This window comes from Paenibacillus vortex V453 (genome assembly GCF_000193415.1).
GTDB lineage: Bacteria > Bacillota > Bacilli > Paenibacillales > Paenibacillaceae > Paenibacillus_AQ > Paenibacillus_AQ glucanolyticus.
In genome coordinates, this window is sequence record NZ_ADHJ01000039.1 from 81,780 (window position 1) to 97,742 (window position 15,963).

Sequence of the window (15,963 nt, forward strand, 5' to 3'; positions counted from 1 at the left end):
GAAACCACTATATACACTATATATAGTGCTATTTATTCATTATACTACACTATATATAGGTTAACTATGCCGATAATGTGAAAATTAAGCCGACTGTTCCAAGCTCCCGCTCGCAAGCTTCTGCTTTCTTCCTCTCGCTCTCTTTTTCACTCTTCCCTATGAAAAAAAGGATGAAAATATCCAATTCCAGCAGCCGCGCACCCTCAGGGGATTTCGCTTCTCCCAAATCCAAGCAAGGTTATGAAGACTTCTTTTTTCGTCCATACTACATATACACCGCTGGCCCGGAATATTTCACAACAGGAGGAGATCGACATGAACCATCAGCCATCTGCCGATTCAGGCATGATCATCGACCCGCGCATTCCCGTTCCCTTGCAGATCGACCGTTCCTGGTTTGACGATCTCGCCGGACGCCTGGACAAAGGCGGACCTTGGGGTGACTATCGACTGGCCCAGCTTGCCGTAGAAGGCGAGAAATCCCGCCTCGTTACAAGCTTCGAAGAGCTGCAATGCCTCAAGCATCTTGGCACCTTATCCCCGCTTCCCCACCAGACGGATACGGCAAGACGCGTTTTGTTCGAGATGTCGGGCAGAGCGATTCTGGCCGATGAGGTGGGACTTGGGAAGACAATTGAAGCCGGTCTTATTTTAAAAGAATACCTCGTGCGCGGACTCGTATCCAAAGTTCTGATACTGGTTCCCGCTTCCCTTGTGCTGCAATGGGTCCGTGAGCTGAACTCCAAGTTCGGCATACCTGCGGTCGCACAGAAAAAAGCCTACTCCTGGGGCAACGATATCGTTGTCGCCTCCATGGATACGGCCAAACGCGATCCTCATCAGGAAATTCTGCTAAACGAAGAATACGATATGCTCATCATCGATGAAGCGCATAAACTCAAGAACAAGAAAACGTCCAATTATCAATTCATTCAAAAGCTGCGCAAAAAATACTGCCTGCTGCTGACGGCCACGCCCGTGCAGAATGACTTGAGTGAGCTCTTCAATCTCATCACGCTGCTGAAACCGGGCCAGCTTGGCGGCCAAGGACAGTTTGCCGCGAATTTCGTTGTCGATAAACGGAGACCCAAGAATCAGGACCAGCTCAAGGACGAGCTGTCCAAGGTCATGATCCGCAACCGCCGCGGCGAAGGCGAAGTGAAATTCACGAAGCGGTCCGTCCGCAATGTAGGGCTCAGCCTTTCGCCAGAAGAACAGTCATTATACGACGGGGTCACATCCTTCGTCAAAGATCAGTATCAGGCAGCCGGGGGAAATTTAAGCAGTATGCTGTCCCTCGTTACGCTGCAGCGGGAGGTGTGCAGCAGCCGGGATGCGGTGTTCGTTACGCTTGTTAATTTGTCCAAGAAGCTCCCGGAGGACTCCCCCCTCCGCGATAAAATCTGGGAGCTGGTTTATCTGATCAAGGCCATAAAAGCGAACACCAAGGCCGAGAAAACCATTGAGCTCATTCAACAAATGAATGAGAAGGTTATTGTATTCACGGAATACCGGGCAACGCAGGAATATCTGCTTAATTATTTTCGTGATCACGGTCTCGTTTCCGTTCCTTACCGCGGTGGGATGAACCGAGGCAAGAAGGACTGGATGATGGATCTCTTTCGCGGTAAAGCACAGGTTATGATTGCTACGGAAGCGGGCGGAGAAGGCATTAATCTGCAATTCTGCCACCATATGGTCAACTTTGACCTGCCGTGGAATCCCATGCGGGTGGAGCAGCGGATCGGACGCGTGCACCGTCTCGGTCAAACCAACGATGTGCAAATCTTCAATTTATCCACCTCCGGAACGATTGAAGAACATATCCTGAACCTGCTGCATGAGAAGATCAACATGTTCGAGATGGTCATCGGCGGACTGGATGTCATTCTGGAGCGGTTTGAGAAGAAGGAATCCATTGAGAAGAGCCTGTACAAAATCATGCTGGAATCCGGCAACGACGATGAAATCCGGCAGCGCATCAGCACACTGGGCGAAACGATACACCATATCAAACAGGATATCGAGCTCGAAAGCAGCGAAGAAGAAACCCTTAGAGAGGAAGAGGCCTAATATGACCATGACGCCGCAGCAGGTGCAGCAGCACTTCATGGCCTATTTGGAAGCCACCGAATGCACCGTCATTGAAAAATCACCTGAGCATGTCACGGTGAAACTGTCCCCGCAGGCCGATAAAATGCTCACCAACCGCCCGTACTACTGGGGCTTTGTGGAACGTACCGGCGCTCCAGCCGAAACGTTGTCGTTCAACTTCGTCTTTGATCCGGATAAATACGATGAACGGCTCGCGAAGACAAAAGAGGCGGAAGTCAAAGCTCAGCTCGCGGCACCAGTGCAGGATCCGCTGCTGGCCCGCTATTACGGAAATGCGCCGGTACTCCCTGTCCTTGGACCTGGCCGGATTCAACGGGAAAATATCGGTTATGGCAGCAGCCGGCTCGCCCAAATCTGGAATGCAGCCCGCGAGGAAGGCAAATGCGTTTATCTGTTCCAGCAGCGCGATACCGAGCCTCGCCCCCGAGGGCGCTCGACCCCTTATGAGCAGTGGCTTAGCGTCTGCTTTAAGGTAGAGTTCAGCTGCGATCTGAAGCGTGAGGAGCTGTTCTTTCTAGGAATCTCACTATCCAGCCGAACGATTGCTCAAGATTTCCCGGCTATCCTGAAGGGCCGCGACCTTACGCCCCGATTACCGGAGAGCGTTCATGTACGCCCTGCCGTGCTTACCCTTCAGCAGGCCGTATCCACGCTGGAGAACCATCTGATCGACAAATTGAGCAAGCTGGATTACGACTGGGCTGAGAAGGCAAGAGAACGTCTGAAGGATGAGTTTCTGGTGATCGATGGCTATTACGAGGACTTGCTCAAGGAGCAGGACGAAGAGAAAAAGGTACTCATTGAGGAGCAATACCGGAACAGAAGGTCCGAAATGCAGTGGCAGTACGAGCCAAAAGTGAGCTTGTCCGTCATAACCTGCGGCTTGTTTCACCTCTGTTCGCCCGTGGATGCCTCTTCATGACGCCCCTCTACAAAAGCAGGCAAAAAAAGAACCTGTCCCCCTTCCCCTGCCGCGACAGCTTGCTAACAGCCTTTGCTGGAGCTTGTCCGATATGATCATTGTTATCACATCCACGGCGCGTAGAGCCAAGGAAAGGCGGTTGATGATTTGAAGCTTTGGAACGTAAGAATCTTCAGCAAATCGGATTCACCCTGCAACTACCGGTCTCTCCGTTATAAATTGTTGTCAGCCTCTGTCATGATAACGGCCATTCTGTGGTTAGGTGCGGTAAATCCACTGACCAGCACGGCTGCAGCCAGTAATGGAGGTATCCATGGTACGCCAACGTCAAGCAGCCCCATTCTGGCTCAGATACCGGGCAGTTTGGTTGATTTTGCCGAGGAGACCGTGGATCATTTAGCGGTTCATGCACCGTTTACCGCTTGGGACGAAGCAGAGATGGAATTCACCCCCCTCGGTCCGGGCACACACGGCTGGCTGATCACAATTTCGAGCGAGGGTATTCCGCAAGGATATATGATTATTAGTGCAGCAGACGATGGTAGTTACATCCTAAGCGAGTACGGGATCGGCTCCACCCTTCCCTTCAGCCAGGCGCCGCTGAATGAGCGCCTCGCAGCAGAAGGTCTTCTGAAGACAGGCGGGGTATTACCCCAAGGAAGTATCGTCCGCAAACTGTATGATGTATCACCTGTGTGGCAGGTTCAGCTTCCTGGCAAGAAGCCAGTTTATTTTAGCGCGCTGAACAGTGAGGCATTACCGGATGAACCTCAGTCGAGCAGAATCAAGGCATTACCAACACCTCTGTTAGCAGCGACAAAAGGGATCGTCACTTCGACATCTTCGAATGCTTGGCTTGCCGAGACACCCAATCTATCAGCCGCAGCCTCCGAGGATCCTTACGATAATCTGCTCTGGCTGACGTCAGCCCATCTAAATGCTGGCAGTAGTGCCGATCTCCGGAATCTACTACAGGAGCACTCTGCTCTGATATTCAAATCCAAAAAAAAGCAATGCCGCCTTCGGATCCCCTTTCAGCTTAACTGGCTGGCATCGCTGGTCTTCTGGGAATCAGCAGAATCCGGCTGCGATTTATGTGTCGGTTCCGCTGCGGGAGAGCGACACCCTTCGCTTTTTGCCAGCATCTCATCTGATCGGGCAAGGCCAATTCTATGCACAGCCGGAATAGAGGGTTTCAATCTAAGCACTCCTTCTGAAATGTAATTCAACCATCTGCCCTCATCGTTATAAACATACAGACTAAACAGGACGCTGCCCTCTGAAGGGCAGCGTCCTTGTATAAGATGTAAATCCGGAATTTTGTGAGCATGAAGCTCCAGCTACTTTTGCCTTTTTTTACGTTTGGAGGTTACGTCTTCTTTCCATAACGACATAGAGAACGGAATCATACCGAACCAACGGGTGGTCCAGGATTCCTTGACCCTTGCCTTGCGCCGGATATCCTTAGGTGTATCTATATAATGAACTACGCGCTCCGTAATGTACTTAATTAATTCATCGCCGCTAGCCATATGAATTCACTCCTTATGGTTTATCCACATCCCATTATCAGTTTGCTCCGTTTCAATGGATTCTAGACGCTGGAATATGATCGGCATGAATTTTCCGCAAAATGCACATTCTAATCAAGCCGAAATTTTTTACGTGAAAGAAGGAATCCATCATGGTTAAGGCAGCAGGGGTATGCATGCTCCTCCTTGCACTGGCAATTCCGAGTTCTGTCGCGGAGGCTTGCCAAGCAAAAGAACAAGCCATGGCGCCCCCCGCTCAATCCGTTTATCAAAGTTCAATACAGTCAACCCAGCTTCTGTCAGAAACGCCGGAATCCACCCAATCCTCCGGTAAAGAAACCGACCGCACCCAGCTTCGGCATCTGCACCCTTTTCCTTATGATGTCGTTCTGATTGATGTAGGTCACGGCGGAATCGATGGCGGTACGTCCTATGGCGACATTCTAGAAAAAGATATCAATCTGGCCATCTCACGCCGACTGTTCATGCTGCTTCGCCAAGAAGGCTATCATGCCGTGCTGAATCGCGATGCCGATTATGCACTTAGCGATGACAACCGCTGGCATCGAACCTCCTCCAGACACCGCCGCGATCTGTCGCAGCGCAAGCAGCTCAGCAGCGAAATTCCGACCAAGCTCGTGGTCAGCGTTCACGTGAATTGGGGGAAGAATTCCTCCAAACGGGGCGGGATTGTGCTCCATCAATCCGAAGGCCGGAGCACTTTGCTTGCCGATACTATCCAGGAACAGTTGAATCTGGTGTATAACAACAGCAATCACATCATGCTGGGCAAGCCCTATTATCTGCTGAATCAAACCAAGGTGCCTGCGGTTATTGTAGAGACCGGTTTTCTGAGCAATGTGGAGGATCGGACGTTGCTGACCAGCCGCAACGGCCAAATGAAGATTGCCGAGGCCATTGCCGACGGGATCATAAGTTATTTAACAGCTCTGTAGTTCAGAGCTGTTTTTGTTTAGACAGGGGAACTTCTAACGATCTAGGACCTAAAACCCGATCATACGTTAATAAATCTAACATCAATATGAAAAAAGTATCATTTTTTTCAAAATTCCTTATAGAAATTTCAGGAAATTGTGGTAGTATAACTAACATGTATAAAGATACATTACTCAAATAGGGATTGGGGGAGATCGCTATGTTTGACTGGCTTGGCTATCGCCAGGGACTTCCGCTTTGGATTTCATGGCGTCTGAATCGTAAGTTGAAGGAAGATGTTGAAGAGATATTTGAAGGCATTGCCGAGACACGCAAAGAGCTGCTGTTCTCGTGGAGTCATGAATATTGGGGGCATCTGGACCGCCTCAAGGAGCAGCTGGACAAGCTTCATGCTTCAGGAGATTGCAGCGCGCATTCCTTGTCTTCAGACTCTCGAATGAATCAAGAGCAGCTGTTCTCTGCCCTTTACTCGCGCGCTTCCGACTTCACTGAATTGTTTGTGTTGAACCCCTCCGGTGAGGTCACGTATTCTACATACGCTTCACATATTGGTACAACCTATGATGACGGAAGTCAGTTGGGCCGTGCTATCCATCATCTCACCGGTCTTGGAACCGGCAAATTACTCTTCGGACCTTACGGCGACCCCATCACAGTAACCATCGGTCCTCGAACCTCCACTTTTCACGACAAAATGACACTTTTATTCATGAATGCGCTCCATACAGACGGAGCTTTTGCAGGTATTCTGTGCGGGCGAGTGCCTAATGACGTCATAGGGGATTTAATTCAACGGGAATCCGGACACATATACCCTGACTCCGGTGACAACTATATTTTTATGGCGAAGCCTGAGTTGAATCTTCACATCGCTCCGGGGACGGCCCTTTCAAGAAGCCGATTTGAAGATCGCACCTTTACCCACGGCGAGAATTTGAAGGATGGCGTTACCACCGACTGGGGTACGGTATCAGTCAAAGAGCATACTGAACTTGAGCTTATGTTCACCGATCCGGCAACAGGTCAACTCCATCCAGGGGTGGCCAGCACCATCCGCAACGGCGACAATCTGTTTGTTGCCTTTCCCGGTTACTCCGATTACCGCCATATACCGGTGATTGGCAAGGGCGTGACTTTTCGCTTGCCCCATTGTCCGGATGACTGGGGGATGATGTGTGAAGGCGATTTGGAGGAGGTCTACCGGATTCGCAGCATAAGATGGAGACATTCCAGGCTGCACAGCGCGTCCACGCTTCTCTCCAGCGTACTGACTGCTGCGATTGTATATGCTGCCGCCTCCCATTTATCTCCGCTAGCTGCCGCCATTATTGGCTTGGCCGCATGTCTAATTACCGGTTTCCTCACTTCTGCTCTGGTGGGGCGCAAGGAAATTGAACGGGTGGCGGATCGCCTTCGCCGTCTAAGCCGATTCATCCGCATTAATGCCGAAGGCACAGGCGACCTTACCCAGCGGCTGGATACCCGTCACTTCGACCATGACGAAACCCGCGAGTTAGCCAAATGGATCAACAATATGATCGATTCGCTGGAGAGTATCATGATGCAGGTGAAATTGACCGCAGGCGATGTTTCCTCCAGTCAACAGATCATGAATGACACAACCGCAGTTACTGTGACGTCCGCACAGCGGGTCAGCAGCAACATCAGCGAGATGATCCGCAGCATGCGCAGCCAGCTTCTGGATATTGATGCCGTCAAGGAGCGCGCGGAGCACATGCGGGAGACGCTGCGCCAGCTTGAACAGCAGGCCAATGAACAGATCGATGTGGCCAAGAACGAGGTGGTCCGCATCGGGGACAAGATGTCACACATCTCTTCCAAAGTCGAGGAAACAAACCATACCATCCGCATCTTCATGCAAACCGTTCGGGAGATAAAAGGTGTGCTGCATGTCATCGAGCAAATCTCATCACAAACACATCTTCTCGCCCTGAATGCATCGATTGAAGCCGCAAGAGTCGGAGAGCATGGCCAAGGCTTTGCCGTTGTTGCATCCGAGATCCGTAAGCTGTCCGACCTGACGAGACAGTCCACAGAGGAAGTCCATGGCATTATCAGTCATATCTACAAAGATGCCGAGTTTGCGTTTCAATCCATGGAGGAAGGGACCAAGGTGGTGCAGGAAGGCAATCTCCTGGTTTCCGCAGCCTCCGAGCTGTTAACGGCGGCGGCCGAGGATGATCTTCGGAAGCATCAGGCTGTGGATGAAGTGGTTCAGCTGATGGAGAAGATTGCTTCGGTCAGCAAGGAGAACCGCAAGATCTCCAAGGATGTGGAGAGCAGGGTTCAGGAGCTTTCCCGGGAAATCGAAAGCGTAAGACACACCTCCGGCAATGTAGAAGTCATTGCAAATTCCATGCAGCAGCTGGTGGGACAATTCAAGCTCAACGATTCCCGCATCCGTTAATTGCAGTTTTACCAAATTAAACAGGCCTTCATGCTTCAATCAAGTCGGTAATAGCCTGTGTCTTGTTGGAAGGCTGTTTGTTTATAACAATGAGGGAGGCTCGGGCATCTAAGCCCGAGCCTCCCTCATCTTCGTACCGATTTTGACTAATCCAGCAATTAAACGGGACGCATTAATACGTCGGCAGCGGATTAGGCCTCCAGCTTGAACGCTCTCTAACCAAATCGCTAATACCAACAAACTCAACCTTTTTTTGCAGCTCCGGAATGGAAACTTTCAGTGCTTCTGCCGTTCGGGTGCCGAATACACCAACATGCCCAATGGCAATGCAGGATGTTCTTTCTTCCGCATGCTGTGCCGCCGTCACGAGCTGCTTGCTTACATGCTGTACCGTATGAACATCGTCCAGGAAAATATCATTGGCAATCGCTGGCATCCCCTTCTCTGCCGCCAGCTTGCCGACCACGCTGCGGTAATTGGTTTTACTATCCATAAAGAACAATCCTCTTTCCTTGCACACATCAAGCACAATCGACATGATCCGTTCATCACCTGTAACCTTGGAGCCCATATGATTGTTAATCCCAATCGCATACGGTACGGAATCGATCGCCTCTTCCATTCGTTTACGAATCTCCTCATCGGTAAGCGAGCTCAGAATGGCGCCAGGTCCAAGCCAGGAAGCTCGTCCCTGTTTAGGCTCCATGGGCATATGGATAATAACATCATGTCCCATCTTATGCGCGGACTCTGCATCCTTTTTGCTTGTTGGCAAAAAAGGCATCACGGCAACCGTAATCTTGACAGGCAGACTCAGCATCTCCTGAGTGCCCTTCTGACCATTGCCAAAGTCATCAATGATGACCGCTAATTTACTTATTTTCTGCCCTTCACCAGACTGGTTGTTCAGAGGCTCCTCACGTAACTGCCTGGTTACTTGAACAGGAGGCTCAGCGGCGTTGGCCGTCCCTGCAAAATATCCGCCCCCCTGTGTTCCGTTTGCGATCCCACATATCATACACAGCAAGAAGACAACCGAATTTCTAAATACCTTCCGCATTGTTCACGCCCCTTTCCTTTCACCATCATACTTACCAGACCTAACCGTATTATTTGAGAAAAGTTATTCAAATATGTAACACTGCAGCTGAATGTTAACATTCATTAGGACACCAGGCACAAGAAACCTCTCCGTTCAAGAAAATAAAAACAAGACACCTCCCGTCACAGGTAAACGCCTTGTTTCCTTTTTTGAGTATGTTCAGTTTTCCTTCAGAAGTGTTAAAAGTGTTTTCATTCAAGGATGCTCCTCTCCCGCAATAACCTGCAGCGCATTTCCGACGGATTGCAGAAGATTGCCGGCAGCCGTAAGATCGTTAGCTTTCTTATTCATGGCTGTGCCCCTCATTTTTGTGCTAATCTCTGCCTGAGCCGCATTGGCTATCGACTGCATCGCATTTCCAAGAACAGAGAGTCTTCGGCCTTCAGCCTGCAATTTCTTTCGTTTGGACAACTTTTTGGTTTGACCCAGAGCAGCAATATTCGTTCCCAACGCTTGCAGCCAAGCATAAGCCGCAAGCTGCTCTTGGAGACTCAAATCCTTGGCTGACAAGGCAATCACCTACTCTCAACTACCTATATCTATATCACTATCTAATATAATACGTGCATTCCATCTCTTTGGTATAAGTCATTAACCCTGTCCCATAGAATCTCCACGCAAAAAAAACTCGTAAACTGCAAAGCAGTTTACGAGTTTTTTTCTTTAGGATGCGGTCGAGAGGACTCGAACCTCCACGGGGGTTAGCCCACACGGACCTGAACCGTGCGCGTCTGCCAATTCCGCCACGACCGCATATTGCCTGTCTGCCTCGAGTCAATCTCTAATCAGCGGCGACAAGATATATAATATCACGCTGAATAAATGGAGTCAACACTTTTTTTCAGCTTGATTAAAAACCTGATTTTCGGTTAAAATAAGAACATAAGTTCTCATTAAATAACCATTTACTATATAAAGGCGGTGAAGTTGATGGCCATACCGGCTGTTACGACGGAAGAGCGAGCGTTGATCAAGAGTTATCTGCTTCTGAGGTTCATCCATAAAGTGTTTGAGCGGGATTGCCGGATCATCCAGGAGAGCGGTGTCTTCAAGACCCCTCAATTGTATGTGGAAATGGTAGGTAACGGTGCCAAACGGGCAGCTGTCCTTCTTCGTGAAGTGAAGCAGGAGTTCGCCAAGCGAACGATCAAGGTTTATGACATCGTACAGAGCCAGGACGGAATTCAGGCACGGTATGCATGCCGGGGTTACATCGGATCGATGAATATTCTATGGCCATCCTTCCGCGAGGAGATGATGGACCGCATGCGCGCCTATCTCGGGCTGGTTCCGCCTGAGACCGAGACGACCGAGCATCCGGTTGCTCCTGCCGCTGCATTCGCCCGCTAATTGCGGCCGTTCAACAGAGAATAACCGTCTTCCCGGCTGCACAATACGCCGGATAAGACGGTTTAATTTGATCGTGCCTTAGTGAAGGTTATGCTGCACACGGGTCAATCCCTGCGAGAGAGCATGTCCAGCACTAGCGGCAGACGCTACTGCTACGGCCTCCATAATTTGAGCATCCGAAGCTCCCTTGGCACGGGCCTCTTCCATATGATAGAAGGTACACAGCTCATTATTGGCGAACAGCCCAATCCCGAGCGCAATCAGCTGTTTCGTTCTCTCATCCAGCTCGCCATCCGAAAAACAGACGCCGGTAAACTGATGATACGCCTCTGCCATTTCGGGCATGCTCTGCTTTAAATTCAGGATTTCATTTTTATATGCCGAGATCTTATCGTTGGACATTTCCATCGTCTGGACACCTCTTCTAAATAAAATATTCTAGAGGTTAAGTTGTCCGACGAGTTCCAAATCTATGCCTACTCTTCAATTGGGCTTACTCTCGGCTCTTTTTTCAACTGATAGCTGTACCTGCGATCCAGCTTGACTACACGCCGGTTTCGGCGGCGGATGATAACCTGCTCCGGGTCCCAGGCGACAACAAAGCCGATAATATCATTGCTCTCCAAGCCGTCCCGCACAACCCGAACCAGCTCACCGGAAACCCTTAATTCATCAAGTCTTTCATCACTAATCATCGCCATGCCTCCTTCATCATCTTACTCTGCAAAAAAAGACCTAAATGAATATCATTTAGGTCTTTTGAATGCGATGCCATACGCTATCGATAAACATCCTGATTAAGGGATGTTCTATATACCCATTAACGCTGTGCCGGCTCGATGCTGTCATTCTTCTCGTACCAGAAGTCCAGAACGGTTGAAGACATCACACGCTTCTCGATATATTCCACTTGCTGAGGTGTGAACTGTTCCTTCCACTCGAAGGAAACCTCCTCACACAATCCGGCAATCGTCAGCAGTTCTGACCAGGCAACATAGCGTTTGTACCAGAAAAACTGAGGATGTTCAATCATATAGGGATATAGATCATCAAACTCCGTATGTTTACAATCCAAAGCACGTTCAAAATGTACCTTTGCTTCATTCAGCTTATCAATCAAAAACGGCTCGGTTACAGGTTGTTTCCCCATGGTGCTGCCTCCTCTCTCTTGCCTACCTCTTTATTATAAGCGAAAATCACGGAGGCGAAAAGAATTTGTTGCGATTTTAGGCGGAAATCCATCTAAAATCAACTACGAATTTCCATATTTCATATCTCATGGCACAGGTACAAACGTTCATGACCTAAGGCCTAGCCCTCTTCGCTTGCACGTTGAGTCGCCTATGCCGATTCTACCGATTTAGCTGAACGAAATTTTACCATCTTCAAGTGAGGAAATCGTAACTAGCGACTCCACATGAACATTTTGCTCACGCAGGGTTCTTGCCCCAGCCTGGAAACTCTTTTCGATCACAACGCCCAGCCCGATTAATTCAGCGCCTGCCCGATCAATGATTTTGATCAGACCTCTTGCTGCATCCCCGTTGGCAATAATGTCATCAATGAAGAGCACCTTATCATGTTCCCCTATAAACTGGCGTGACACCATAATATCCGTAACAATTCCTTTGGTGAAAGACGGGACGCGCTCACACAAGGCATCGGGGTCAGCCAGCAGTGTTTTCTTGCGTCGGGCGAATACCATAGGAACTCCCAGTTCAAAAGCCGCAGCAAATGCCACTGAAATGCCGGAGGATTCCAGCGTAACCACCTTGGTCACACCGCTTTCTTTAAATCTTGCCGCAAACTCTCGGCCCATCTCCATAATTAAAGCCGGGTCAACCTGATGTGTCAGCAGCGCATCCAGTTTCAGCACCTGCTCCGACAACACGACACCTTCTTTAATGATCCGCTCTTTCAACCATTCCATCAAAAAGACCCTCCCACGATTCCTTTGTCGTAAAAGTAACATATTCCTCCCTGTACGGCAAGTACAAACGATCACTCCGTCATTTAAGTGTACGGTTTCCGTCATAAATCCTAACATCAAGCTCCATAAACAGACCAACCAATGACATAACCCCCTTATTAAGCGTACGCTCGGACAGGTTGGAGTCATGTCCCAGCTGTGTGAGGCATACCTTGTACTATGCAGAATTAATAACTTTCAAGGGGGCCGCGGCGCTTGCGTAATTATATGCGTGTTTTACAGATCGCCTTTACATATATTGGAACGATTGTGGGCGCTGGCTTTGCTACCGGTCGGGAAATCCTTCAATTTTTTACCCAGTATGGGCACTGGGCAACACTTACCATTCTACTGACTACCGGATTATTTATCTGGCTCGGCACCAAAATCATGACGATATCCAAACGGATCGGCGCCCAATCCTTCGAAGACCTGAACAAGTTTCTGTTTGGGGAGAAAGCCGGGAGCTGGATCAGCCTCTTTATGTTTATCATCCTGCTTGGTGTGAACAGCATTATGCTTGCCGGTGCCGGATCCGTTTTTGTGGAGCATCTGAATTTAAATTATCAGACCGGATTGTTTGTAACGATGATCGGAACTTATTTTATTCTTAGAAAAGGCATTCAGTCCATCATGACGATGAACAGTCTCGTCGTTCCCATGATGCTGACCCTATCGGTTGCTATTGTCTCTCAAACGATTCACACACCGGGAGCCACCCGGTTCTTAACATTGACGACCGACCACAGTCTCCCTTCGGTTTGGCTTGCGCCGCTGCTCTACACGGCCTTTAACCTGGTGATGGCGATGCCGGTGCTGGTCCCGCTGGGCAGTCAAACGGAGAGCGCTCGCACCGTAAAATGGGGCGGCATCATCGGAGGTACAGGCGTAGGATTTATGCTGATGGCAGCCCATTTTGCGATGTCCGCCCATATGCCCGGCATTTCCCAATATGAAATTCCGATGGGCAGCATCGCCAATCAGCTGGGCTGGCTTGTTCAGATCATCTATCTCATTCTGATCTTCCTTGAAATATTCAGCACGTTTGTTGCCAACATCTACGGGATCACGCTGCAGGTGCAGCAGCGCACCTCCCTCTCGCCAAGAGTGATTACCCTGGGTATCATGGTGTTCTGTTATTTCTTCAGCCAGTTCGGTTTCAGCTCCCCTGCTCTCCTTGCTCTACCCCACGTTCGGAGGACTGTGCCTGTCTGTGGGTGCTCCGTCTGACTCTGTTCGGAACACCTCAGGTGAGGGATAAATAAGGAGCAAATAAATAAAAATAAATGGGGCTGTCCCAAAAGCACGTCATCAAGTGCCTTGGGACAACCCCATTCTTTATGACTGCAATGAAATCAGCTGCGCACCGGGTATCTGTGCCTGCGTTTGTTCAGCCACATGCCGGTGACAGGTCATCATCACAACCTGCCGGGTACGCGATAACTCCGAAATCAGCCGCAGTGCATGCCCCAGCCGTTCACCGTCGAAATTGACAAACAAATCGTCCAGCAGCAGCGGCAGGCCTTTTGCATGAGGCATCGACTGGATCAGCCCAAGACGCATGGCCAGATACAACTGCTCCGCCGTGCCTCGGCTTAATCTGCTGCTTTCAATCAGCTCGCCTTCCGGACGTTCTGCCAGCAGACTCTGGTCTCCCATCCGCATCACAATCCGGCTGTACAGGCCGCCGGTAAGGATCGAGAAATAGCGGGAAGCCAGCTGTAACACCTGAGGCTGTTTCTCCTCTTCATATAAACGACGTGTGCGCTTTATGAATTCGGAGGCCATCGAACGAACCGCATACTGGGAGACTAACTCCCTTAGTGCGGATCGCAATTCCTCGAGCTGCTGCAGGGCCGAATCCTGATTGCCCAAGGATTCCAGTGACTCCCGCTCCTGAAGCAGCCGCCCGCGCCGCTCCTGAAGCTCATCCCGAAGACGGGCCTCAGTTGAAGCAGACTCTTCCTTCTGGTTGCACAGAGCTTCCAGCTCCGCAGCATCCGTCAGCTCCAGCAGGTGTTCCAGCTGCCCGCGGCCTGCATCGTTCCAGCCGCTGAACATCGTAATTTCATGATGACGGATGATGCGAATCAGCTCTTCCCGCCGCTTGGAAGCCGCCCCCATTCGGAGAAACGATTCTTCATCAGGCGACTGGGATTGCGCAAGCAGGCCCGCTTTGCGCTGCTGCAGTTCATCTGTCTCTTCATTGATCGCTGCCGCTTCCTTGCGCAGCTCGGCAATCCGTTCTGCCAGCACCTTACGCTGCCGCATATCCTCTTGGTATTGCTTCCATCTGGAATGGAGATTCCCAAGCTCAGCCACTGTCAGGCTCTTGCTATCGTTAAGGTCACCTTCCGAATCAACCGCAAATATCTCATGGCATCGGAACACGTAATCCTCCGTCTCTCTTAACAGGACATCCATTTTCAGTCCAAGCGATCTCTTCTGGCGGATCAGCTCCTGCCCTTGCTCCACTTGAACGAACACATCCAGCATCACATCCGGAGAAAGCTTCTGTGGAAGAGCCCTGGACATCAGCCAAGACTCCCACTTCCGCTCCAACTCGAAGTATCGCTGCTCCTCCTGCTGAATCGTTTGAAGAACCGTTTTGAGTTCAGCAGCTTGAAGTGCGGCTTTCTCCTCGGCCGCCGCACAGTCCGAGCTTAATCGATCCAGCCGCTGCCGCCAGGCCTGCCATCCCTCCATCACAGACCGAAGCTCGCGCATCTGTGCCTCTACCGTTAAGGGATCATGTGCCATCGCTGCGGTTTTGTCCCTTCGGCTGCCCAGATTCGAGCTCGCAGCGGCATAGGGGGCAGCGATCAGCATGGAATATAGATGGTTGATCTCTTCTGTTCCGTACCTGTCATGAGCGGATATTTCCTGAGGCGGTACTCCATCAACGGCCAGCCCGCGGCGACCGCTCCAGTATACATACCCCATACCGAGCAGCATCATAATGCTGGAGATTACTGCGGCTTCCGGGGTCGCCGTCCAGAACAAAACCGCTGCCAGCAGCAGTGTCATGACCGCCATACCCGCAAGCAGCACCGAATGCATTCGCGGTAATCGGCTGTTCACCGGCCTGCTAGAGGAAGCCGCTTCAGGCTGAGTCCGGCTCAATCTTGCTTCACGCCAACGCTCGATCTCCAGCTGAAGCTGATTCCATAGCGCAGCGGTTTCCTTCGGCGCTGCCGGCTTTATTATGGCAAACGTCTCTTCCCCCCGCTCCGCCTCCTCACGCAGCTGCCGCCGGGTTTCCCGGAGCGCCGATTCAGCTGATGCCGCCGAACGCTCGGCGCCTCGCTGTTCAATGAACAACGCCTCCATCCGGCGGTCATATCCACTGAAAGCGGCGCTGATTCTCCGCACCTCGTCACGCTCAGCGGCGGATATCGATAAGGCCAGCAGCTCCTGCTGAGTCCATGCCGGATCTATATCCCGAAGCAGCTGCTCCAGCCTGATCTCTTGCGACTTATATTCGGCCGTGAGCTCTGCGAGTTCCCGATTCGCTGCTTCATAAATATTGCGCCTCGACCACAGATCCTCAATTGCTTCGCCATACTGTTCCATAAAAGCGTTCGAGGC

The 15,963-nt window shown here is 50.6% G+C and carries 14 protein-coding genes, 1 tRNA gene and 1 pseudogene; 7 read left to right on the forward strand and 9 right to left on the reverse strand.

Going from position 1 to position 15,963, the window contains the following annotated elements:
• The first annotated feature begins 315 nt into the window (after positions 1–315).
• The 3 genes from PVOR_RS21755 to PVOR_RS21765 all read left to right on the forward strand — a co-directional run bounded on the left by PVOR_RS21755 (position 316) and on the right by PVOR_RS21765 (position 4,261).
• Complete coding sequence (locus PVOR_RS21755; RefSeq protein WP_006211643.1) at positions 316–2,073, forward strand: DEAD/DEAH box helicase; 1,758 nt, start codon at positions 316–318, stop codon at positions 2,071–2,073.
• A 1-nt stretch (position 2,074) separates the two neighbouring features.
• Positions 2,075–3,037: a YqhG family protein gene (locus PVOR_RS21760; protein WP_006211644.1), complete on the forward strand. Its 963-nt coding sequence runs from the start codon at positions 2,075–2,077 to the stop codon at positions 3,035–3,037.
• A 147-nt stretch (positions 3,038–3,184) separates the two neighbouring features.
• Positions 3,185–4,261: a hypothetical protein gene (locus PVOR_RS21765; RefSeq protein ID WP_006211645.1), complete on the forward strand. Its 1,077-nt coding sequence runs from the start codon at positions 3,185–3,187 to the stop codon at positions 4,259–4,261.
• A 116-nt stretch (positions 4,262–4,377) separates the two neighbouring features.
• On the opposite strand, the gene PVOR_RS21770 is transcribed toward PVOR_RS21765, so the two are convergent.
• On the reverse strand, positions 4,378–4,569 hold the full coding sequence (locus tag PVOR_RS21770) for a YqzE family protein (RefSeq protein ID WP_006211646.1): 192 nt from the start codon (positions 4,567–4,569) through the stop codon (positions 4,378–4,380).
• Between the two features lie 152 nt (positions 4,570–4,721).
• Between PVOR_RS21770 and PVOR_RS21775 the strand changes: the two genes are divergently transcribed.
• Together PVOR_RS21775 and PVOR_RS21780 are read left to right on the forward strand one after the other, a co-directional pair.
• On the forward strand, positions 4,722–5,525 hold the full coding sequence (locus PVOR_RS21775) for an N-acetylmuramoyl-L-alanine amidase (protein ID WP_006211647.1): 804 nt from the start codon (positions 4,722–4,724) through the stop codon (positions 5,523–5,525).
• A 200-nt stretch (positions 5,526–5,725) separates the two neighbouring features.
• Positions 5,726–7,954: a methyl-accepting chemotaxis protein gene (locus tag PVOR_RS21780; protein ID WP_006211648.1), complete on the forward strand. Its 2,229-nt coding sequence runs from the start codon at positions 5,726–5,728 to the stop codon at positions 7,952–7,954.
• Between the two features lie 172 nt (positions 7,955–8,126).
• Here PVOR_RS21780 and PVOR_RS21785 read toward each other — a convergent pair whose 3' ends face one another.
• The 3 genes from PVOR_RS21785 to PVOR_RS21795 all read right to left on the reverse strand — a co-directional run bounded on the left by PVOR_RS21785 (position 8,127) and on the right by PVOR_RS21795 (position 9,809).
• Entirely contained in the window at positions 8,127–9,014 is an 888-nt protein-coding gene (locus PVOR_RS21785; RefSeq protein WP_006211649.1) for a divergent polysaccharide deacetylase family protein, read from the reverse strand.
• A 237-nt stretch (positions 9,015–9,251) separates the two neighbouring features.
• Positions 9,252–9,575, reverse strand: coding sequence for a DUF6944 family repetitive protein (locus PVOR_RS21790; protein WP_006211650.1), 324 nt, complete (start codon positions 9,573–9,575; stop codon positions 9,252–9,254).
• A 150-nt stretch (positions 9,576–9,725) separates the two neighbouring features.
• Positions 9,726–9,809, reverse strand: a tRNA-Leu gene (locus PVOR_RS21795).
• 177 nt (positions 9,810–9,986) lie between these two features.
• Between PVOR_RS21795 and PVOR_RS21800 the strand changes: the two genes are divergently transcribed.
• On the forward strand, positions 9,987–10,406 hold the full coding sequence (locus PVOR_RS21800) for a hypothetical protein (protein ID WP_006211651.1): 420 nt from the start codon (positions 9,987–9,989) through the stop codon (positions 10,404–10,406).
• A gap of 78 nt (positions 10,407–10,484) precedes the next feature.
• On the opposite strand, the gene PVOR_RS21805 is transcribed toward PVOR_RS21800, so the two are convergent.
• The 4 genes from PVOR_RS21805 to PVOR_RS21820 all read right to left on the reverse strand — a co-directional run bounded on the left by PVOR_RS21805 (position 10,485) and on the right by PVOR_RS21820 (position 12,336).
• A complete protein-coding gene (locus tag PVOR_RS21805; RefSeq protein WP_006211652.1) occupies positions 10,485–10,814 on the reverse strand; it encodes a carboxymuconolactone decarboxylase family protein in 330 nt (109 codons plus the stop codon).
• Between the two features lie 68 nt (positions 10,815–10,882).
• Positions 10,883–11,101, reverse strand: coding sequence for a hypothetical protein (locus PVOR_RS21810; protein WP_006211653.1), 219 nt, complete (start codon positions 11,099–11,101; stop codon positions 10,883–10,885).
• Between the two features lie 125 nt (positions 11,102–11,226).
• The gene (locus PVOR_RS21815) at positions 11,227–11,556 is read right to left on the reverse strand and encodes a hypothetical protein (protein WP_006211654.1); all 330 of its coding nucleotides are present in this window, start codon (positions 11,554–11,556) and stop codon (positions 11,227–11,229) included.
• 210 nt (positions 11,557–11,766) lie between these two features.
• Positions 11,767–12,336: a xanthine phosphoribosyltransferase gene (locus PVOR_RS21820; RefSeq protein ID WP_006211655.1), complete on the reverse strand. Its 570-nt coding sequence runs from the start codon at positions 12,334–12,336 to the stop codon at positions 11,767–11,769.
• Between the two features lie 255 nt (positions 12,337–12,591).
• Here PVOR_RS21820 and PVOR_RS21825 point away from each other — a divergent pair.
• Positions 12,592–13,640, forward strand: a pseudogene (locus tag PVOR_RS21825) (YkvI family membrane protein).
• Positions 13,641–13,713: 73 nt separating this feature from the next.
• Here PVOR_RS21825 and PVOR_RS21830 read toward each other — a convergent pair.
• On the reverse strand, positions 13,714–15,948 hold the full coding sequence (locus PVOR_RS21830; RefSeq protein WP_040680849.1) for an ATP-binding protein: 2,235 nt from the start codon (positions 15,946–15,948) through the stop codon (positions 13,714–13,716).
• Between the last annotated feature and the right edge of the window lie 15 nt (positions 15,949–15,963).